This is a genomic window from Pontibacter korlensis (assembly GCF_000973725.1).
GTDB classification, from domain to species: domain Bacteria; phylum Bacteroidota; class Bacteroidia; order Cytophagales; family Hymenobacteraceae; genus Pontibacter; species Pontibacter korlensis.
Genome location: NZ_CP009621.1, coordinates 408,815 through 431,830, shown reverse-complemented (window position 1 = coordinate 431,830; position 23,016 = coordinate 408,815). Strand labels below are relative to the sequence as shown.

Genomic DNA, 23,016 nt, shown 5'->3' with positions numbered 1-23,016 from the left:
GTAAAATTCCATGAGGAAAGTCTTACTATTAGTCTGGCTATGCTGCCTATGCAGTATGGCCTACGCTCAGCATACTGTCAGCGGGCGGGTAACATCTGGTGCAGATGGAATGGGCCTGCCTGGTGTAAGTGTGCGCATGAAAAGTGACCCAACAAAAGGAACTGTTTCTGATGCAGAAGGTAACTATCAGCTGCAGATTCCTTCCGGTAATGCCACTCTGATCTTCTCCTTTACTGGCTTTGTACCGCAAGAGGTAGCCGTAAATAACCGGAGCCAAATAAATGTGGCGCTCGGTGAGGATGTGAAGGCACTGGAAGAGGTAGTGGTAGTTGGCTACGGTACACAGCAGAAGAAGCTGGTAACTGGTGCTACCACGCAGGTATCTGGTGAGGAAATCCAGAAGCAGAGTACCACAAACGCACTGCAGGCTTTACAAGGCCAGGCTCCTGGTGTGCAGATTTCTTCTACTTCAGGTCAGCCTGGTGAGGGAATGAGAGTATTAGTGCGTGGCTTGGGTACCATCGGTAACTCCGGTCCTCTGTATGTCGTGGACGGTGTACTAACCAGCGACATCTCTTTCCTGAACCCGGCTGATATTCAGTCTATCGATGTGTTGAAAGATGCTGCTTCCGCCGCTATTTACGGATCGCAGGCGGCCAACGGTGTGGTACTCATCACCACCAGATCAGGTAAGGCCGGCCAGCCAACACAGATCACGTTTGATACTTACTACGGCGTACAGAATGTGGCCAAGAAGCACGACATGCTAAATGCGCGTGAGTATGCCTCTATCATGAACGAGGCGATGATTAACTCAGGCAAGCTGCCGCGCTTTACGAATGAAGAAATTGCGGCTATGGGCGAGGGTACAAACTGGCTTGATGAAATGTTTGTAGATAACGCTGTAACCCAAAACTACTCGTTTGGTGCCCAGGGCGCTTCTGAAGGTTCTTCCTTCTCCACAGGCCTTTCTTATACTTCGCAGGAGGGTATTGTAGGTGGCAAGGATCTCTCTTTCTATGAGCGCTACAACTTCAGAATCAACACTGAACACAACCTGTACAAGGATGTGGTAAAGATAGGGGAGCACCTGACTTTCGCCTACATCAACAACAACGGTATTGGTGTAGGCAACCAGTATAACAACTCCTTAAGAGGTGCCTTCAACACAAGCCCTTTTGTACCGATGTATGATGAGGAGGGCAACTTCTGGGATAACTCAGGCGCAGCATGGACAGGTGGTGGGGAGGCTAACCCTTACGCCCAGATGGTGTACAGCAACCAGAACAGAAGAAACAGCCAAAGGTTGCTCGGCGATGTTTACTTGTCTATTGAGCCGATCAAGAACCTTAAGTTCAGAACAAGTTTAGGGGTGGATTATTCGGCAGGCGAAAGCCGTTCCTTTACCCCGACCTACAGATTGTCGATTTACAACTTTAACGACTTTACCAGAGCCAGCCAGTCCCTGAACAAGGGTAGAACCTTGCTGTGGGACAACTTGCTGAGCTACAACTTCACGTTAGGCCAGGACCACGGTTTTGAGGCGATGATTGGTTCTTCTGCTTTCCAGAACGACGGCTCCAGTATCTACGGCAGCAACACGAACCTCATCTTCAACGATCTGGAGCACGCATGGCTAAGCAATGCCACTAATGCCGACGGAGTTAACATCAGCCTGACAGGTGCACCATACGATCAGGACAGAAGAATGTCGTACTTCGGAAGGCTCAACTACAACTATAAAGAGAAGTATTTGCTGAATACCACTTTTCGTGCAGATGGTTCTTCCAGATTTGCTCCAAATAACCGTTGGGGTTACTTCCCATCCGTTTCAGCCGGTTGGGTAGTGTCTGAGGAGGCATTCCTGCAAAACTCAGCAGAGTGGCTGGATTACTTTAAGCTGCGCGGTAGCTGGGGGCAGGTAGGTAGCCAAAACATTCCTGCGTTCAGATACATGGCTCAGGTTAACTTCAACAACACAAACTATACTTTTGGCCCAGGAGAAGGTGCCCTGGTACCTGGCGATGCACTGCTGACACCTGGTGCTTTCCCAAGCCGCCTGAGCAACCTGGACTTGCAGTGGGAAACGTCGGAGCAGACCAACTTCGGTTTTGATGCTTACCTGCTGAACAACAAGATCAGCGTTACATTCGACTGGTACAGTAAGATCACAAAAGACTGGCTGATTGAGGCACGCGTGCCTGCCACAGCAGGTGGCCTGCCGCCATATGTTAACGGTGGCGATGTGCGCAACACAGGTGTGGAATTAGCCCTTAACTACAGCGACAAGATTGGGGAGTTTAACTACTCTGTCGGCGTAAACGGAGCCTACAACAAAAACAAGGTAGGCCAGATTCCTACCACGGACGGTATCATCCACGGTGAAATCAATCAGCTTTACGATAACTCTTTAGAATTCTACAGAGCACAGAACGGCTACCCAATCGGGTACTTCTGGGGTCTTGAGACAGCAGGTATCTTCCAGACAGAAGAAGAGGTTGGCTCTTACCGCTCAGGCGAGGGCAGGGTAATACAGCCAAATGCAAGACCAGGGGATGTTAAGTTTGTCGATCAGAATGGTGATGGCATCATTAACGATCAGGATAGAGTGATGATCGGTAACCCGAACCCAGAGTATACTTTTGGCGCGACTTTGTCGGCTAACTACAAGGGCTTCGATATATCGGTATTAGCCTCAGGTGTTGCCGGAAACGACATCGTGCAATCTTACCGTAACCAGGCCAACCAGTTTGCCAATTACTCAGCATCCATCCTGGATCGCTGGCACGGGCCGGGTTCATCTAACACCATGCCACGTGTAACAGAAGACAACCGCAACTGGACCAACTTCTCAGACCTGTACATCCACGACGGTGACTTCCTGAGAATAAGCAACGTAACGCTGGGCTATGACTTCGGTAAGCTGCTAAACAAAGGCTTTATCAAGCAAGTGAGGCTGTATGCATCAGTGCAGAACCTGTACACCTTTACCCGCTACAACGGCATGGATCCTGAGATTGGTTACTCTATTGGCTTTGCTCAAGGGGTAGACCTGGGGTATTACCCACGCCCAAGAACAACCATGATCGGTGCAAACATCAGATTCTAACATCTAGAAAACAGAAGTATGAAAAAGTTAAATATACTGGTACTGTCTTTAGGACTTCTTACCCTGGGGAGCTGTGGCGATGATTTTCTCGATGCAGAACCAATAATAACAGCCACTGAAGAAAACTTTTACAGAACACCTGACGATGCCTTCAAGGCACTGGTTGGTTGCTACGATGGCCTGCAGGTAGTCTGGGCCGATGGCGTAAGCTTTCCGGTAGCATCTGAGGTGATGTCTGACAACACCTTTGGAGGCACAGGTAACTCTGATGGCTTTGGTTATCAGATGCTCGACGAGTTTGACAGGCAACGTTCTCCATCAGATCAAAACCTGTTCGGTGCTAACTGGACAGCCTACTACCGTGCCGTTTATCGCTGTAATGTGCTCCTCAACAAGATGGACCAGATTGATTGGACAGGTAATGAGGAACTGAGAACCACATATGAGGCAGAAGCAAGGTTCCTGCGCGCGTACTTATACTTTGACATGGTAAGGCTGTGGGGAAATATTCCTTTGCTGACCGAGCCATCGCGTGAAAATCTACCACAGGTAGCGCCAGAGGAAGTATACGCCGTAATTGCTGAGGACCTGAAGTTTGCTGCTGAGAACCTTGCATCGGTGTCTTACCCGGCACAGTCACCTGCCACTTACGGTCGTGTAACTAAATGGGCGGCTGAGTCTTTAATCGGGCGTGTTTTCCTATACTATACTGGCTATTACGGAAGAGGTGATCTTGCAGGCGTTATCACAAAAGATCAGGCACTGGCTTACCTGGAGGATGTGATTGCCAGCAGCGGACACGGACTGGTAGAGGACTTTGCCAGACTTTGGCCAGCAGCTTCTCTGCAAAATTTTGCAGGAGAGACAAATAAGGAGATCATCTTCTCAGTTAGGTATACTTACACCAGCGACTACGATGGCAACACCGACGGCAACCATTGGATGGTAATGCTGGGTATGCGCGAACAAGCTTACTTCCCGTATGGCAACGGTTGGGGTGGTGGTACCGTGAACCCAAGGCTGTGGAATGCCTACAGCGAAAACGATACGCGCAGAACAGCCTCCATCATTGCCATTGAGGAAGAAGAAATTCCTTTCGTGAATCAGGAGAAGCAAAGGGAGTATACTGGCTACTACAATAAGAAGTATACGCCAATGGTAGACGAAAACGGAAACAGCGTTCCGGTGAGTAGTGGTGCTACCAACTTCATGATCGGGCAGTACCAGGACTACTTCTCTATCCGATATGCTGATGTGCTGCTGATGGCAGCCGAGTTGGGTAGCCCTCATGCGCAGACATACTTCGATATGGTGCGGAAGCGTGCTTACCAGGATAACTTCACGCCATTAGCTGTAACGCAGCAAAACATAATGACAGAGCGACGCCTGGAATTTGCCTTCGAGGGCCACCGCTACTGGGACCTGTTGCGCCAGGGAGTAGAGACGGCCGCAGCTACCATAGCCGAAACCACTACGCTGCTGAACGGCGGAACTGAAGTGACAAAGACTATTTCTGCCAGCAACATAAGCCAGACACAAGGGCTGCAGCAGATACCTTATAACGAGATCACTTTGTCTGATGGTGTCTTAACCCAGAACATGGGTTGGTAACAGAAGTGCTGAAAAGAGATTGAAACCTCTATGCTTTAGGCATAGGCTTGCCTAAACCAGGAGGTACTGTCTGAACATAAAAAGATAACAGATGAAAAGCTTTAAAATACTTTGGTACCTACTGCTTTTGCCGGTGTTCCTGATAACATCGTGCGAGGACGACAGTCCCGAGTTGGGCAGGATGCTCAGCAAGGATGAAATTCACTTCAGGGTAGTACAGGACAGGTCTATTGATGAGGGAGGCAACACCGTCATCCTGATAAACGAGACTCCAGGCACCGTGTCAATGTGGGACTACGGCACTGGCCGCTCTAACCGTGCCGTAGATACTGTTCGCTTTGCCTTCCAGGGAGAGTACGTGATTAAGTTTTCTGCCATGACAGCTGGTGGAGTAGTAGAAATGGATCCGGTAACGATTGAGGTTACAGAAGATAACCTGAACTACGTGGACGACCCACTTTGGACAGCTCTGACTGGAGGTGTGGGAGAAGAGAAAACCTGGATACTGGACATTGAGGCAAAATACTTTGACGGCCCATTATACTTCTACGGCACCGATAACGGCTGGGAAGGAGCTTGTATGGAAGAAGGAGGAGACTGCTGGAACTGGAATCCTGTTTATGCAGACAACACTTGGCTAATGCCTGCCGGAGACTATGGCACCATGACCTTTAGCCTGAAGGGCGGACCATTTGTTACTGTAAACCATGCCATGCTTACAAGCAGAGGTACTGAGACAGGTACTTACTTCCTGGACGTAAACTCTAAAACCCTGTCGCTGACCGATGCCGCACCACTGCATGATGCAAGCCGTGACGGCTGTGTGGATGACTGGGGTAATATCCGCCTGTTGTCTCTAACAGAAAACTCCATGCAGTTTGCGGTGCTGCGCAAGAACAGTTGCGAAGGCGCTGCGCTATTGGTGTACAATTATGTGTCTAAGGAGTATGCTGATAATTGGGTGCCGGAAGAGCCGGTAGAAACTGGTCCAGATGAAGGTTTTGATCCGGAGTTCGCTCCAGGTGAGCTACTGACCATGCTAACCGGAGGACCATCTTCAGGCAGAGTATGGAAGCTGGATGCAGCAGGAAATCCGGTAGACTGGATTGCAGCAGGCAAAGGCTGGACAGAGTCCAGTGCCTCTTCAGCAGACTGGGGCTGGAACGCTTCCTGGGATGCAGCAGCTGCAGGATCGTGGATACGCTTTGACCGCTTCGGAGGAACGCAAAACTATACGCGCTCCCAGAATGGAACTACCACAACAGGTACCTTCACCATCAACGAGGCAGACAATACTATCACATTAAACAATAATACCTTGATTCAGAACCCGGAAAGCTGGATGAACCCAACTTCCAACACCATCAAAGTCGTGAAGGCATTTCCTGGGGAGCATGAGACGAAGGGAATCTGGTTCGGAACAAGCTACGATGCCGGTAAAGACGAGTGGCTGGCGTTTCATTATGTAATTGAGTAAGGTGTAGTTAGGTAAACGCAGGCAGCTCCTCAAATTTTGGAACTGCCTGCGTTTTTTCATGCCTTATGCCATGTGTCTTTAAAGAGTGGTAGGTGATATTTTATACTTCCACTACTTTATTCTGCAATTATACTTGAGGCTATTAAGCCTTTTTGAGAATGAATAAATCAATTGAAAGAGTTTTAACCTATAGCTCTAAGTTTGCCCTTATACTTATAGCCCTTGTTGGAGCTTATGCCTGTAAATCTGTTCTGAATACTTCCGAAGAGGAAAAGATGCAGGTGAGAGAAAAATCTGATTTTAACAAAGGCTGGTCCTTCCATTTAGGTGACCAGCAGAACGCGCAAGACCCAAATTTCAATAGCTCGCAGTGGCGCACGCTTAACCTGCCGCACGACTGGAGCATAGAAGGAGAATTTAGCGAAAAGCATCCGGCTGGTACAGGCGGTGGCGCTTTGCCGGGTGGCATTGGCTGGTACCGGAAAGCCTTTACAGTTGATGAGGCAGACAAAGGCAAGGTCTTCTACATTGACTTTGATGGGGTATACAGCAACAGCGAAGTATGGATTAACGGGCAGAGCCTGGGCAAGCGCCCGAATGGTTACATATCATTCCGTTATGACCTTACGCCGCACCTGAAGTATGGAAACGAACAAAACGTAATTGCCGTGAAGGTGGACAACGCGCAGCAGCCGAACTCCCGCTGGTACTCAGGTTCAGGCATCTACCGTAATGTATGGCTCACCAAGGTAAACCCGGTGCATGTGGCGCATTGGGGTACCTACGTAACCACTCCAGAGGTAAGCGAGCAGTCGGCTAAAGTTACCATCAGCACCAAAGTTAATAACCGGGGGCAGCAGCCAGGTACATACTCGCTGACCAACATTGTCTACGACACTACAGGTGCCGAGGTAGCCCGTGTAACTTCAGAGGATGTACAGCTGCAAAGCGTTGAAAACGAAATTAACCAGGAGCTTACTGTAAATAACCCGAAGCTCTGGTCGGTGGAGGATCCATACTTATACAGAGTGGTAACGCTGGTAGAGCAAAAGGGCGAAGTAGTAGATAACTATGAGACGCCTTTAGGCATTCGCTACTTCAACTTTGATGTGGAGAAAGGCTTCACGCTGAACGGCAAGCCAATGAAGATACTGGGGGTTTGCAACCACCACGACCTTGGTGCCTTAGGCGCAGCTATCAATACCCGCGCATTGGAGCGTCAGCTGGAAATAATGAAAGGCATGGGCGTGAATGGCATCCGCACAGCGCATAACCCTCCTGCCCCTGAGTTGCTGGAGCTGTGCGATAAAATGGGCTTTATTGTGATGGATGAGGTGTTTGACATGTGGAAGAAGTCTAAGAGCAAGTATGACTACAGCCTTGCGTGGGATGAGTGGCATGAGCAGGACCTGAAGGATTTTATACGTCGTGACCGTAACCACCCAAGCGTATTTATCTGGAGCATCGGCAATGAGATTCCAGAGCAGTGGGGGCTGGAAGGCACGCCGATAGCCAAAGAGTTAGCTGGCATTGTGAAGAGCCTGGATAGGACGCGTCCGATAACGGCTGGCTTGAACGAGCCCTACCCGCACAACTCAATTTATCAATCGGGTGTGCTTGATCTGGTGGGGTTTAACTATCACCACCAGGACTTTGAGAAGTTTCCGGAGACTTTCCCGGGGCAAAAATTTATTGCTACTGAAACTACCTCTGCCCTTGCAACACGAGGGCACTACGATATGCCATCAGATAGTATACGCCGCTGGCCCTACAAATGGGATGAGCCGTTTACCGATGGTAACAAAGACCTGACTGTTTCAGCCTATGATAACGTGAGTACGCCTTGGGGTTCTACCCATGAGGAAACATGGAAGGTGATGAAGAAGCATGATTTCCTGTCGGGTATGTTCATCTGGACCGGCTTCGATTACCTGGGAGAGCCAACGCCTTATGGCTGGCCTGCCCGCAGTTCATACTTTGGTGTGGTAGATCTGGCAGGCTTCCCGAAAGATGCTTACTACATGTACAAGAGTGAGTGGACTGATGAGCCGGTGCTGCACGTGTTTCCGCACTGGAACTGGGAGCCAGGCAAAACAGTAGATGTGTGGGCTTACTACAATAACGCGGATGAGGTGGAGCTGTTCCTGAACGGGAAGTCACTAGGCACAAAGAAGAAAGAAGGAAATGACCTGCATGTAATGTGGCGTATCCCTTACCAGCCAGGTACCCTGAAAGCCGTGTCCAGAAAAGGAGGCCAGGAGGTGCTGACGCGTGAGGTTAAAACAACCGGAGCACCAGCCAAAATTGTGCTGGAGGCTGACCGTCGTAACATCAACGCAGATGGCAAAGATCTTTCTTTTGTAACAGTTAAAATCGTAGATAAAGAAGGAAATGTAGTGCCTAAAGCTGACAATTTAGTTAGATTTAACGTAGAAGGAAATGCATTTATAGCTGGTGTAGATAATGGTCTACAAACCAGTATGGAGCCTTTCAAAACAAATCAACGCGCTGCGTTCAATGGTTTAGCCCTGGTGATTCTTCAGGCCAAGGAAGAAGCAGGTGAGGTAAAACTAACTGCGACATCCAAAGGTCTTGAGTCGGAATCTGTAACTATAACATTGAAGGAGTAAAAGAGCACAGGGGGGTAACGAAGGTAAACTCCTGGTGCCTTTTTGGTATTACCACCTTTTATGGTCTAAGTCATGTATAAAAAAATGATCTTCTTAATGGTGGCATGTGCTTTTGTAGCCTGTCTGGCACTAGCAGATGCTGCCAGACAGGTAGTTACCCTTCCGCTTAAGGACCTGTCATCGTTTCAGAACCCAGGCAAAAGCTGGCAGATAGCTGGTGACGTGCGCGCTGATCTGGACAAAGACAACAAGTTAATTACACGCGAGGGGGATGGTGTGTTGGTAAACTCGCCGCGCAGAAAAAGCTCGGGGCAGGATTTGTTTACCAGCTTTGAGCATGGCGATATAGACCTGGAACTGGACTACATGATGGCTAAGGGCTCCAACTCCGGTGTATACCTGCAAGGGCGTTATGAAATTCAGCTGGCCGATAACTGGGGCACGACAGACCGCTCGGCTGGCAGCAATGGTGGTGTATATGAGCGCTGGGACGAAAGCCGCCCGAGAGGGCAGCAAGGTTTTCAGGGCTATGCGCCACGGCAGAATGTTGGGCGCGCACCCGGTCTGTGGCAGCACCTTAAAATATCCTTTCAGGCACCGCGCTTTGACGCAAGCGGTAACAAAACAGAAAACGCTAAACTGCTGCGGGTGGAACTGAACGGAGTAGCCATCCATGAGAACGTGGAGCTGTTCGGCCCGACACGTGGCGCCGTTGGCAATAACGAAGTGGCCATGGGACCGTTGCGCTTCCAGGGAGACCATGGCGCCGTAGCCTTCCGAAATATTAACCTAACCCTTTACAGCAGACAGCGGCCAGCGCTAAAGGATCTTACCTTCACCATTTATGGCGGCAGGTATGAGCAGGAGCCGCAATATGACAGCATTCCTCCTGAGGCTGAGGGACCAACCGGTATTCTGACCTCTAACTTGGACGCCATCGCTAAGCAGTTCCTGATCCGCTACCGAGGCACGTTTGTGGCTAAGGAAGCTGGCGATTACACCTTTACCGTTGCCACGCCCGGCGGATCGGGCTTGGTGCGGATCAACAATAAGGTGGTAGTGCCTATGACGGGTCAGCAAGGGCAAGGCACCATCACCTTGCCTGCAGGCGAAACAGCGTTTGAGTTGCTCTACTCCAAGTACCTGGATTGGGCACAGCCTGCTCTGGCGCTAAGGGTGTCTGGCCCTGGCCTTCGGGAGTTTCTGATCAGCGACAAAGATGCTGGTTTAACAGAGGCGGTAGACCCGATACTAGTGGATGTAAGCGAAAGGCCTGTGCTTCGTAGCTTCATTGATCTACCTGTTGATACGGGCAGTTACAGGGTAACGCATGCCATGTCGGTAGGCAGCCAAGCCGGCTTGCACTACACCTATGACATGGATCATGGTGCGCTGGTACAGCTGTGGCGGGGCGGCTTTCTGGATGCGACGCCTATGTGGTATGAGCGTGGCGACGGGTCCTCCAAGGCAATGGGCACTGTATATCATTTTGGCAAACCAACCCTGACCATAGCCAAACTCGCATCAGAGCAGGCGGCCTGGACGACAGATACCACCGGAAGCACTTTTCATCATAAGAACTATCGCTTAGACCAAAACGCAGAGCCTACCTTTAGTTACCAGGCCTACGGTGCCACGGTGCAAGATGCTATTCGTGTGATGGAGAACGGTAAGGGGCTGCGGCGAGAGCTAAGGGTGCAAAACCCTACAGCGAACCTTTATGCCCGGCTGGCGGAGGGAGGTAAAATTGAGGAGGCAGGCAAAGGCATGTACCTAGTGGATGGGAAGGCATATTATATACGCATAGACGATGCAGGCGGAGCCAAGCCACTTGTGCGTAATGCCGGTGGCCGTCAGGAGTTGCTGGTACCTGTGCGTGAGAGGCTGGTTTACTCTATTCTGTACTAAGACTGAAGCGCATCGCACATGAAAAATCTAGGTAGAAAATTTCTGAGAAACGTGCTGCTGACTGGCGCCTTGCTAGCAGGCTTGGGCACAGGAGCAAAGGCGCAGGAGTCTCCGATGGAGGAGGATTTCTTTAGGATGATGCGTGTGAGTACACCTGAGGGTGTGCTCCTGGAAGTTGGCGGTTTAACTGTTTTGCCTAATGGTGACCTGGGAGTATCCACCCGCAGGGGAGACATTTATATTATAGAAAACCCGACCAGCGCAAGGCCTTTCTTCCGCAAGTTTGCTTTTGGCTTGCATGAGGTGTTGGGGCTGGCGTTCAAAGACGGGGCCTTGTACTGTGCTCAGCGTGGCGAGTTGACTAAACTTACCGACACCGATAATGATGGAAAAGCCGATCTGTTCGAAACAGTATATGCCTGGCCGCTGTCAGGCAACTACCACGAGTATAGCTTTGGCCCTAAAATAGCTCCCGACGGTTCATTTTTTGTGTCGACCAATCTGGGCTTCCCGGACCCGTGGTGGCATGCCAAAAGCCTAGTGCCTTGGCGTGGCTGGATGCTGCGCATTACACCAGACGGTAAAATGGAGCCATGGGCTACAGGATTGCGCTCACCAGCGGGTTTGGGTATGATCGACGGGGAGCTGTTCTATGCCGAAAACCAGGGTGACTGGGTAGGTTCAGGCGGTATCTGGCATGTGAAGAAAGGTGCCTTTACTGTTCACCCGGCCGGCCTTCGCTGGACGGACCAGCCACAGTCGCCTGTAAAGCTCAAGCAGGAGCCCTTCTTTTCACTACTGGACCCTCGCAACGAGGTTAATGAAAGAGGGGAACCGGTGAAGCCGGAGAACAGGCAAAACGAAGAGTTTGTGACCATGGCCGACATGAAAAAGCAGTTCCCCGAGTTGCAGCTGCCTGCCGTGTGGCTACCGCATGGTATCTATGGTATCTCTAACTCGGAGATTGTAAAAATACCTGAAGGGCACTTCGGCCCTTTTGAGGGACAGCTACTGGTCGGCGACCAGGGGCAAAGTAAAATCATGCGGGTGGTGCTGGAGAAAGTGAACGGGGAGTACCAGGGGATGGCTTTCGATTTTCGCAGTAGCTTCCAGTCTGGTGTACTGCGTATGGCCTGGGCTAACGATGGGTCCTTGTTTGTAGGGGAGACAAACCGTGGCTGGGGTTCGGCGGGTGATGCCAATCAGGGGCTGCAGCGCCTGGTGTGGAACAGCAAAGTGCCTTTCGAGATGAGAATGGTACGGGCCATGCCTGATGGTTTTGAGATAGAATTCACGACGCCGGTAGACAAAAAGTCGGCAGAGGATTTGGCTTCTTATGCTGTCGAGAGCTTTACCTATAAGTATCATGCGGTATACGGCAGCCCACCGGTTAACCAGAAAAAGTTAGCCGTGAGAGGCGTAAAGGTGTCAGATGATGGCATGAGAGCCCGCCTGGTAGTAGATGGCTTGCGAGAAGGCTATATTCACATGCTAAGGCTGGATGGCGTACGTGCTAGAAATAATTACTATACTTTGGTGCATCCATTCGGTTACTATACCCTTAACAGCATACCGGCAGGGGAGAAGCTGGCATTGAAGGAAGTAAGTACGCGTAGTTCAGCCGCCACTGCGTCGCAGAGCGCTGTGGCCTCTAAAACCACAACCTCAAATACAAAGGCAAGTACAGCGGCAAAAAAAACACCTGCCAAACCTAAGGAAGCTGCGGCTAAGGAGGCGCTTACGTTTAATGACATGAAGCCTCTGCTAGCGAAGAACACTTGCCTTGCCTGCCATAATGCCGATAAGAAACAGGTTGGTCCGGCATTTAAAGAGATAGCCAAACGCAAGTATACCAATAAGCAAATTGTAGAGCTGATCTATAACCCGAAACCTGAGAACTGGCCAGACTATGCCACGCCAATGCCTCCAATGCCGCAGGTGCCGGAAGCTGAAGCCCTGAAAATTGCTGCCTGGATCAATTCGCTGGATTAATCAAAGTATAGTATAAGACTTATTCTAATCTCAAAGGAAGTATAAATAAGGTACTCACACTGCCCTTCATATGAAACACACGATCTTCAAAGGAGCCGCCATTGCTGTTGCGACAGTAGGTATGTTATCTTTTTCTGATGTACATGCACAGAAAGTACCTACTCCACCTAAAATGGTGCCTGAAATGACAGAGTTTTGGGAGCCTGAGCCTCGCGTAGTGACGCCCGGCACCAATATTACAGCGCCTCCTTCCGATGCCATTGTGCTTTTTGATGGTAAAAACCTTTCTGAGTGGAAAGCTAAGAGCGGAGGCACCGAGGCTACCTGGCCGGTAAAAAACGGGGAGTTTACGGTAGGGAAAGGAGATATCTCTACCAAGCGTGAGTTCGGTGATTTTCAGCTGCACATTGAGTGGAGTGCGCCAGACAAGGTAGAAGGCCAGGGGCAGGGCAGGGGCAACAGCGGTATCTTTTTGCAGGATCGCTACGAGGTGCAGGTACTGGATTCCTACAACAACCGCACGTACTCTAACGGTCAGGCGGCGAGTGTTTACAAGCAGCACCGCCCGCTGGTCAATGCCATGCGCAAACCAACCGAGTGGAATGTGTACGATGTTATCTACACAGCACCCCGTTTCAAAGAAGACGGTTCTGTATTTACTCCTGCTCGTGTAACTGTGCTGCATAATGGTGTGCTGGTGCAAAATAACGTGGAGGTAAAGGGACCGACCGAGTACATTGGTTTACCAGCGTATAAGGCTCATGGTAAGGCACCTATTACCCTACAGGATCACGGCAACCCCGTTGCCTTCCGCAATATCTGGATCCGGGAACTCTAACCATACATTTACGGCGACATTCTATACTTCAATCATCACGAAATGAGAAGATCAATTCAGACCCTGCTTACCCTCGGCTTTATACTGCTTTTAGCTGTTGGAGCGCAGGCACAGTCAACTATAAAAGTAGCTTGCATTGGTAACAGTATAACAGAGGGAGTCGGACTGGAGACAACATATCCCGAGGCTTTACAGGAGCTGTTGGGCGATGGGTATGAGGTGCGTAACTTTGGTGCCAGTGCCCGTACGCTTCTAAAGAAGGGTGGCTACTCCTACTGGGATGACCATAAGTACCAGGATGCCCTGTCCTGGAACCCGGATATGGTGATCATCAAATTAGGCACTAACGATACAAAACCGCAACATTGGCAGTTCAAGGAGGAGTTTATTCCCAATTACATTGAGCTGGTAGCGTCGTTCAAGGATCTGCCTTCCAAACCGAAAGTATACTTGTGCTACCCGTTGCCTGTGTTTGAGGATAAGTGGGGCATCAATGAGGAGACAATGAAAAATGAGATTCTTCCGGCTGTAAAAAAAGTAGCCAAAAAGACGAAGGTGAAAACCATTGACTTGTATACTGCATTTCTGGGCAAGGCAGACCTGACATATGATGCCATTCACCCGAATGAGGCGGGGGCGGCACTCATAGCCAATGAAGTATACAAAGCGCTCCCGGTAAGCAACAACAAGAAGAAGGCTGAGGCATATCAAAGCCAAAGCTCCCATTAAGCAAGCTGAAACAAGAGACCAAACCAAACTCCTGAAGCACCGCTTCCGGAAATAATCACCCTATTTGATGACCCGATTCCAGAAGTACTTTTCTGCTTTCCTGATTTTATGCAGTATGGCCCATCAGGCAGTATGGGCCCAAACAGACCCGTTTCAGCAACCGGAAAGAGGTTTCTCAAGCTGGTTGCCCGCACCCAACTGGGAGCATGCCCTGCTGAGCGGTAACGGAACCATGGGCGCCATGGTGATGGGACATCCACACGATGAGACCGTCATACTGAACCACGCGCTGCTCTACCTGCCAGCTACTGAGCCGAAATTCCCTATAGACCAGGCAAGCCGCCTGCCGGAAATCAGGCAGCTGATTATGGAGGGAAAATATGAGGAAGCGGCGAAGATTCCGGTGGAGCAGAGCCTGAAGGAAGGCTATGGTGGACACCTATGGTCTGACCCTTATGTGCCAGCTTTTGATGTAAACCTGCAGATGGCAGCCTCCAATGTGGAGAAGTATAAGCGGATGGTGGATTTTGAAACTGGTGAAGCAAAAGTAGCCTGGACCGACGGACAGGGGACCTATGTACGAAAGGTATTTGTATCGCGCCCCGACAGCGTGGTGGTGATCTCTATCAAGGGTACAGGCAAAATCAACGGCAGCTTGTCTTTTGCCCGTCGCCCGGTGGAGTGGTCGCAGTGGGAGCACATCAACAACAATATTGCAAGCGCTCAAGCAGCAGCTAAAGACAACTGGCTTACATACAGGAGCGAGTACAAGAAGCGCTGGAAGGGCAGTCTGCAAGGCTACGAAGGCGTTGGTCGTGTCATAACAAAAGGAGGAAGCGCCAAGGCCGTAGGCAGCCAGGTGCAGGTGCAGGATGCCGACCAGGTACTGTTGTTGATCAAAATAAGCCCGAACTATAATTATGCTAACTCGCAGGTAGAGGCGCTGCAGCAGTACCTGGAAAGCATGCCGCAGAATTACGAGACGCTGTTGAGCAAACACAGCAAAGTACACGGCGACCTGTTCAGAAGCGTTCGGCTAGACTTAGGAGGTAGCACCGGATCAGGCCTTTACAGCGAAACCATTAACCTACGCACAGCACAGGCTAACGCAAGTGCAGCCACTATAGAAAAGCAGTTCGATGCTGCCCGCTATAACATTATAAGTGCTACCGGTACGAACCCGCCTAATTTGCAGGGCATCTGGGGTGGCTCCTGGACGCCGCCATGGTCCTCCGACTTTACCCATGATGGCAACGTGGAGGTGGCCATATCCTCTTTGCTGACGAGTAATACACCGGAGCTGCTGCTGGCTTACTTCGATTACCACGACAAACGCTTGCACTACTACCGCGACAACGCCAAGCGCATGTTTGGAACCAGGGGCATCCATGTGCCCTCGCATACCAGTACCCATGGCTGGGACAATCACTTCGACCCTATCTGGTGCCTCAGCCTCTGGACAGGTGGCGCAGGCTGGACGGCCAGCTATTACTACGACTATTGGCTTCATACAGGAGACCGCAAGTTCTTGAAGGAGCGCGCCTATCCTTTTATGAAGGAAGCAGCTCTTTTTTATGAAGACTTTGTGACCATAGGCCAGGACGGAAAGTACGTCTTCAATCCATCTTACTCGCCAGAAAACACACCTTCCAATTCTAGCTCACAGGCATCTCTTAACGCCACCATGGATGTGATGATTGCCAAGCAGCTGCTGCGTAATTGCATTGCTGCCGCGCAGGAGCTGAAAATTGACAAGGAGCAGGTAAAGGTGTGGAAGACTATGCTCACTAAGATGCCGGATTACCAGGTAGCAGAAGACGGTGCCCTGAAAGAGTGGCTCACGCCGGTGCTGAAAGACAACCACCAGCACCGCCACATATCGCATCTCTACGCCCTTTATGACATAGTGGACCCTGACTTTAAGCAGAACCCGGAGTTGATGAAAGCCGCAGCCATGGTAGTGGAGGAACACATGAAGTTCAGGCGCGAAGAGAATGGTGGCGAGATGGTATTTGGCCTTGCTCAAATGGCTTTTGTAACAGCAAATCTTGAGGATGCCGCTACCACAGCCGAGCTCATTAACTGGCTGGCCCGCTATTACTGGACCAGCGGAATGGCCACCTACCACAATCCCGGCTCCTTGTTTAACATGGACCTGAGCGGGGGCTACCCATCGGCTATCATGCGGGCGCTGGCTTACGCAGAGCCTGGTCTTATCAAACTTTTGCCAGCCTTGCCTCCTGATTGGAAAAAGGGCAAGATTGAGGGGCTGCTGCTGCGCGGTCAGGTAGAGTTGAAGAGCTTGGCCTGGGATGGCAATCAGGTAAACGTAACACTGCAATCGGGTAAAAAGCAACAGGTGGAAATGATGCTGCCAAAGGAAATTGCCAGTGTAAAAACAGTGGCAGGTAACGCAGGAAAGGTCGGAACAAAAGGCAGAAGCGCTACCTTAATGCTACCTGCTAACCGAGAAGTACAGTTGAGTATAAGTATGAAATAGAATAGTGAAAGCCGTACTTATGGCAGAGTTACTCCTGCCCCAAGTACGGCTTTTTAAAATAGGTTGGTTAGCTCAGGTAGATAGAGAAGCTGGTGCCAACATCTACCTGGCTGCTTACCTCAATGCGTCCCTCCATGGCTTCCACATGGGTTTTTACCAGGTATAACCCAATGCCTCTGCCTTTCTTATCCGGGTGGAAGCGCTTATAAAGTTTGAACAGGTCATTTCCTACCTTCTCCATATCAAATCCAAGGCCATTATCCGAAATAGTGATAACTGCGCCTTTCTCCGGACATGTGTAGCACTTCACTTGTAGGTTCAGGGCGCGCTCGCTTGAGCGATACTTGATGGCATTAGACATCAGGTTGTAGAAGATACTGTGCAGGTAAGCTTTATTGGCTTTCACGCTCAATCCTTCCTGTATATCAAAAGTCACTTTACCATCGCAATGTTCTAGCGACTCCTGCAGGTTTAAAAAGGCCTGCTGGCATACCTCTGTAATTTCTACCAGTTCCTTGGGCTGCGTGTGCTTGTTATCCCTTATAGATAAAATGGTGTTTACGTCGCGCACCACCGTATCTAGCTTCAAGGCACTTTCCTGCAGGTTCTTCAGCGCTGTATCATAGGTAGCAGAGCTTCTGTCAGCTTTCTGCAGGATGGTGGATAATCCTAAAGCATTGGCAATGGGCGAGCGGAGGTTGTGGGAAACAATGTAAGTGAACTGCTGTAAATCGCTGTTCTGGCGGTACAGGTCTTCTGTTAACCGTGCCAGCGATAGCTCCGACTTTTTAAGCGCTGTAATATCGGTTTGGATACTGATAATACGCACAAGATTTCCGCTCTCATCATGTATTGGAGTTGCCTCAACAGATACCCATACCTTCTCTCCATTTTTCTTGTGACTCAGGACCTCAAACGAAGCAGGAGTGCCTTTCAGTAGTTTTGCGTTTATCACCTTATTGGCTTCCTCATCCAGGCCATCTGTATACTGAAGCAACTCATTGGGAGTATGACCAAGTGCTTCGTCTAAAGTATAACCAGTCAGCCTGGTGAAGCCATCATTCACCCACTCAACCTTGCGCTCCCTGTCGGTAATTATGACGCTGTTGGTTGTTCTGCTAGCCACTAGCGACAGCTTCTCAAGCTCTTCTTTTGTCTGCAGCGCTTCAGTTATATCTGTAAAGTAAATGGAAAGACCTTCACCAGAAGGATATACACTGTACCTGAAGGCTTTGCCAGTATGGTGATAGCTTTCCTCAAAATGCCGGGCTTGCCCACTCTCCAAGGCTTCTTTACAGTTTCTCTGAAAATCAGTAGAAATCATACTCGGGAAGGTTTCCCAAATGTTTTTGCCCATTAACTCATCCTGAGTATAACCCTCCTGGTTTGCAAAAACAGTATTCACATAGCTAAAGCGCCAGTCTTTGTCTAGTGTAATAAAAGCGTCTGTAATGCTCTCCAGAATATTATCCAGCTTATAGGCTTGCTGCTCAATTATTCTGTTAGAGTTGTATGTTTTGGTTACGTCCCGAAGTATGCTATATACTCCTATAATTTCACCATCAACATTTACCGGTATCTTAATGACGTCGAAGTATGGCACATCCTTTCCTCCGAAGGGTATAGGTAACTCATACCTTACAGCCTTACCGCGCAGTGCCTGCTGAAGTGTCAGGTTACAGATAGGAATGGTTTCATCGGGAAGAAAATCTGAAAGTGGACGGCCGAGGATTTCCTGCTCCGTCAGCTTTAGTAAGGTCAGGGTTATAGGATTGGCATCAATAATGAGTCCCTCTCTGTTCTGGAAAAGGATTGCATCAGCGTGATTCTCGAAAAGGGATTTGTAGCGCTGCTCACTTTCCTGCAGCCGCTGCCTTGTCTCGATACGCTCTGTTATATCCCTTGTAGTGGTGATGATTGCCTTCACACTAGGGTTATGCAACTGATTACTCAAGACTCCCTCAAGCCATCTATAGCTACCATCCGCCGCTTTAAATTGAAACTCAGAGATAGTAACATGGTCCTTACCTGTTAGAAGCTCTGAAAGAGAAGTCTGTACTTTGCTTACATCGTTTGGGTGGATGAGCGAGAACGCACTCTTACCGACCAACTGTTCAGGAGAATAACCGAACTCATACAGAGCAGAGCCGCTGGTGTAAAGAAATTTTCCTTCTTCATCAACCATCTTGGTCACATTGGCCCCGTGCTCCATTAACGCCTGGTGCAGCTCTTCCTTCTGTTGTAGTTTCTGCCGTGTAAGTACTTCCTCTGTTATATCGCGGCCAACGCATACGTACATCTGGTCTTCGTCAGACCACACGCCGGACCACAGCATGTGTACATGATGCCCTTCCTTATGGATATTAACCTTGGGAATGTTATTCTTCTTCCCGCTCCCAATCAACTCACGAGCGATTTGCTCTACGGAGAGGAAATCCTGGGGGAGAAGAATGTCTGTGATCTTTCGACCAATAAGTTCTTTGCTCTCATAGCCCAGTATGTCGCGACAAGCATCGCTCACATACGTAAAACACAAATCCCGATCGATAGAACAGATAATATCGAGCGAATGCTTTGTTATTTTATCTAGTAGTCTGAGTTGCTGCTCAGGAGTCATGTAAAGGTAAAATTAAGTTTGCGCTAGCTCAATTAATCATTGGGCCTTGAACGTGTATGTGTAACTAAAATATACCGCAGTTATGTGGTGGGTCAGCTACAAAAATGAACGATATTTTCTGTAAACAAAAATTTATTTTCCGTTGAGAATGTGGTGCTTTGTGCTCAGCCGATCATTTTGTCTGCCTAGCAAAACAATGTGGGAACAAAGGTCTTAGTATAGACAGCTGTTACTGTAACAGGGAATACGCATAAGGTTTAGGTGTTTTTTATTGCAACCTAAGCATAACGTTTTAAAACAGATTAAGGTTTGATTTCCTATGTTATTAATACTTAACAAGTTTGGCTAGCCTGTGTTACTACTTCATTTTAATGCTGTGTTTCTTGGCAAGACTTTTTAAGGGTGGCTCTTGATTTTTTATATATGGTAAGAAGGAGACAAAGCTCTTGCGTATCTTTTGTGATATAGGGTAATGCTTTGTTGCTTGAGCAAACTAGTGGCTGTGTTCTTTTGAGTTGCTTTGGTATGTAGCTCTAGTTGATTTTAAAAAGGTAAATCACGACACCCCAACCGCACAGCTTCTGCGCTCCAGCAGCACTGTATCGCGCCACAGCCCATGTAGCATAGCAATTTTCTCGCGGTACCCAATTTCCCTGAACCCATGCTTTTTCTGCAGGTTCATGCTGGCTTTATTTTCAGGAAAAGTAGCGGAGTAGAGAGTCCAGATACCATTAGCTTCGCTATCGCTGATCAGGTGCTGCAAAAGCTTGTTCCCTACTCCTTTGCCTCGGCTGGCTGCACGTATGTATATACTAAGTTCTGCTACCCCGCGGTAGCAGTGCCGGCTTGATACAGGGGAGAGGGCCGCCCAGCCAACTACTTTACCAGCCTCCAGCGCTACAAGTCTGCTGAACGTATGATGCCCTTTGTTCCATTCGTCCCAGGATGGCACCTGGGTGTTGAAGGTGGCTTGTCTTGTTAGTAAACCCTCTCCATAAATATCTAAAACAGCCTCTGCATGCTCTGCTAGCATTGATGTTATCTGTATCATACCTTTTTATAGAGTATGTGATGTTTACAGATCTTAAAAAGTTTTTGTTGAGGTAATTTTATACTCGTTCATGGCCTTGTTGATTTCTGCTTCCATAGCGAGGTAATCAGCTTTAAACTTTTTACGCTTCATCAGCTGTGCTACAAATTGCGCAGCAAATTCTTTTCCTGCCTCTGAATCGCTTGGATAGTGCACGCCCCTAATTTCGCGGGAAAAGGCCATGTCGTAGGCATTGCTCAGAAACTGCTCCTTATACGCTGGCAAAACATGGCTGAGCAGGTAGGCATGCACATAAGAAGCTGAGGAATGACCACTCGGATAAGATGCATGTCCAGGAGCCTCTAAGTTGTGTAAGTGGGGCTCTATATGGTAAGGCCTTGGCCTGTTAAACTGTGCCTTTAAGCTAAAAAAGTAGAAGGTCGCATCTTGCATCACATTCTGTAACACTTGCTTTGTAACCGGTAGCTGCTCAGGATTAAACCACGGCCCAAGAGGACGCCCTATGTAGAACAAGCTATTCACGTTGCGGCTGTAGTCAGGGTCGAGCAGGTTCACAGTAAAAGGATCATAGTATACAACAGCCATGGTGTCAGTTCTGGCTATGTCGGTAGCGGTACGTTTTTGCTGCAGATCTAGTAAAAAATCTAATTCTGCTCTGGTTTGTGCGGAGCTGTTTGCCGGGTATGGCTTAATCTTGAAAGTCTTCACCGGGACGTCCAGGTACACCGTGCGTAGTTTTAGATAAGCACCTCTGCGGAAGTCTTTAGCTGGAAAGCTTATGCTGTCCAGGTGCTCACCTGTGGGCGTGGCATCAGTTGCACCAATGTATTTGTAATGATCTGTGGCAGGGGAAAGTGATTTGTAGACACTACTTTTCTGCTGGCTTGTCTGGGCAACACCAGGAAGGTGCAGGAGCAGTGTTAGAAGCAGTAGTAAAGCGTAAAGCTTGCCTAAACTGCTGCCCGCTTGTCTTTCTTTCCTATTGCAGCAGTGGCTGGAATACGCAGCGCCGGCTGATCTTTCGGTGGTTAATCTTTTCTCTCGGTCTTGTCTCCATTGTCTTACCTGGCGTGGAGATGCGAAAATGTCTAAAGGTTCCATTGTCTTTTGTGTGTTTATTTGTTTTACACCCTGATGACGGGCCACTTTTCCAAAAGACGCAAGGCACTACAGAATTTTAAGCAAAAGAAAAGGCAGAAGAACCTTTTGCTGATGCATGGTTCCCCTGCCTTTCGACTAGTATGCTAGAGGCTTTGGTTACACCAAAACTTCTTTCAGTGCCTCATAACTGTTCGGCATTGGCACGATGTACTCTTCTTTTTCCGCAAACTCCTGTAGCCTGGTTGGTACAGCAATGGTTTCTCCCAGTGTGTCGTTCATAACCTCCCTGAACTTGGCAGGGTGTGCTGTTTCCAAAAATATAGCCGTAGCGGGAACGCCACTATCAGCCAAGAACTGCTTGGCGCCACTGTAGGCAACGGCTCCGTGGGGGTCTAACAGATACCCGTGCTGCTGATACACATCGCCGATGGCTTTTCTGGTTTGCTCATCTGTGAAAGTACAGCCTGTTATCTGCTGCTGAAACTGCTCCAGCTCACCGCCAAATAAAGCACTCATTCTAGCATAATTGCTTGGATTGCCTACATCCATTGCGTTGCTGATGGTCTGCACCGACGGTTTAGGTTCATAGACTCCTGACATGAGGTAATCGGGCACGACCTTGTTTTGGTTCGTGGCGGCAACAAAACGATGCACAGGCAGGCCCATGGCTGCAGCCAGCAGGCCACCAGTAAGGTTGCCGAAGTTCCCGCTTGGTACGCTGAAAACTACAGGTTTATCCCGCTGCTGCACCTGGCCAAACGCATAGAAATAGTAGAAAGACTGCGGGATAAGCCGCGCAATGTTGATGCTGTTGGCTGAAGTAAGCACATGCTGCTTGTTTAACGCTTTGTCGGCCAGAGCTTGCTTCGCTAATCGCTGACAGTCGTCGAAAGTGCCTTCTACTTCTATGGCTGTGATATTGCCCCCCCAAGTGGTAAGCTGCTTTTGTTGCAAGGGACTCACTTTTCCTTTTGGAAAAAGAATGTATACTTCTATGCCCGCTACATTGAAGAAGCCTGCTGCCACTGCACTACCCGTATCGCCGGAGGTAGCTACAATCACCTTCAGCTTGTCCTGCTTATCTTTTGTAAAGTAGGCCATCAGGCGCGACATAAAACGCGCTCCCACATCCTTAAAGGCCATTGTAGGCCCGTGAAACAGCTCCAAACTGTAGATATCCGGCTCTACTTCCACAAGAGGTGTGTCAAAGCTCATAACCTCCTCGACCAGGGGTTTCAATGCCCCCGCAGGCACATCACCATTTAGAAAAGCAGAGGCTACTGTATAAGAAATCTCCTGCAAAGACAGGTTTGGAAGCTGCTCAAAAAAGGAAGCAGGCAGCGTAGGTATGTGTGCTGGCATGTATAAGCCTCCATCATCGGCCAAGCCCTTTAATACGGCCTGTTGCAGAGGCGCGTGCGCAGCCTGTTTATTTGTGCTGGTATAATGCATG

Annotated in this window: 13 protein-coding genes; 9 read left to right on the top strand and 4 right to left on the bottom strand. The window is 49.3% G+C overall.

Features of this window, described 5'->3' with window-relative positions; all coding sequences use genetic code 11:
• Positions 1–55 precede the first annotated feature (55 nt).
• The 9 genes from PKOR_RS01770 to PKOR_RS01730 all read left to right on the top strand — a co-directional run bounded on the left by PKOR_RS01770 (position 56) and on the right by PKOR_RS01730 (position 16,794).
• Positions 56–3,109 (top strand): SusC/RagA family TonB-linked outer membrane protein, encoded by a 3,054-nt coding sequence (locus PKOR_RS01770; protein WP_235337123.1) that lies wholly within the window; start codon positions 56–58, stop codon positions 3,107–3,109.
• Positions 3,110–3,127: 18 nt separating this feature from the next.
• The gene (locus PKOR_RS01765) at positions 3,128–4,720 is read left to right on the top strand and encodes a RagB/SusD family nutrient uptake outer membrane protein (RefSeq protein WP_046308807.1); all 1,593 of its coding nucleotides are present in this window, start codon (positions 3,128–3,130) and stop codon (positions 4,718–4,720) included.
• 91 nt (positions 4,721–4,811) lie between these two features.
• Positions 4,812–6,197 carry a hypothetical protein gene (locus PKOR_RS01760; protein WP_046308806.1) on the top strand — a complete coding sequence of 462 codons (1,386 nt, stop codon included), beginning with the start codon at positions 4,812–4,814 and terminating at the stop codon, positions 6,195–6,197.
• A 158-nt stretch (positions 6,198–6,355) separates the two neighbouring features.
• Entirely contained in the window at positions 6,356–8,827 is a 2,472-nt protein-coding gene (gene galB, locus PKOR_RS01755) for a beta-galactosidase GalB (RefSeq protein ID WP_046308805.1), read from the top strand.
• Between the two features lie 84 nt (positions 8,828–8,911).
• Positions 8,912–10,735 carry a 3-keto-disaccharide hydrolase gene (locus PKOR_RS01750; RefSeq protein ID WP_158453729.1) on the top strand — a complete coding sequence of 608 codons (1,824 nt, stop codon included), beginning with the start codon at positions 8,912–8,914 and terminating at the stop codon, positions 10,733–10,735.
• 18 nt (positions 10,736–10,753) lie between these two features.
• Positions 10,754–12,727, top strand: coding sequence for a c-type cytochrome (locus PKOR_RS01745; protein WP_046308804.1), 1,974 nt, complete (start codon positions 10,754–10,756; stop codon positions 12,725–12,727).
• 121 nt (positions 12,728–12,848) lie between these two features.
• Positions 12,849–13,565, top strand: a complete 717-nt coding sequence (locus PKOR_RS01740; protein ID WP_046313928.1) for a 3-keto-disaccharide hydrolase — start codon at positions 12,849–12,851, stop codon at positions 13,563–13,565.
• A 42-nt stretch (positions 13,566–13,607) separates the two neighbouring features.
• Positions 13,608–14,294, top strand: a complete 687-nt coding sequence (locus tag PKOR_RS01735; RefSeq protein WP_046308803.1) for a GDSL-type esterase/lipase family protein — start codon at positions 13,608–13,610, stop codon at positions 14,292–14,294.
• 67 nt (positions 14,295–14,361) lie between these two features.
• Entirely contained in the window at positions 14,362–16,794 is a 2,433-nt protein-coding gene (locus tag PKOR_RS01730) for a glycosyl hydrolase family 95 catalytic domain-containing protein (RefSeq protein WP_052738667.1), read from the top strand.
• 67 nt (positions 16,795–16,861) lie between these two features.
• On the opposite strand, the gene PKOR_RS01725 is transcribed toward PKOR_RS01730, so the two are convergent.
• The 4 genes from PKOR_RS01725 to thrC form a co-directional block, all read right to left on the bottom strand.
• Positions 16,862–19,411: a PAS domain-containing sensor histidine kinase gene (locus tag PKOR_RS01725; protein WP_071843101.1), complete on the bottom strand. Its 2,550-nt coding sequence runs from the start codon at positions 19,409–19,411 to the stop codon at positions 16,862–16,864.
• A gap of 556 nt (positions 19,412–19,967) precedes the next feature.
• Positions 19,968–20,462, bottom strand: a complete 495-nt coding sequence (locus PKOR_RS01715; RefSeq protein WP_046308800.1) for a GNAT family N-acetyltransferase — start codon at positions 20,460–20,462, stop codon at positions 19,968–19,970.
• A gap of 33 nt (positions 20,463–20,495) precedes the next feature.
• Complete coding sequence (locus tag PKOR_RS01710) at positions 20,496–21,563, bottom strand: phosphatase PAP2 family protein (protein ID WP_046308799.1); 1,068 nt, start codon at positions 21,561–21,563, stop codon at positions 20,496–20,498.
• A gap of 156 nt (positions 21,564–21,719) precedes the next feature.
• Positions 21,720–23,015, bottom strand: coding sequence for a threonine synthase (gene thrC, locus PKOR_RS01705; protein ID WP_046308798.1), 1,296 nt, complete (start codon positions 23,013–23,015; stop codon positions 21,720–21,722).
• Between the last annotated feature and the right edge of the window lies 1 nt (position 23,016).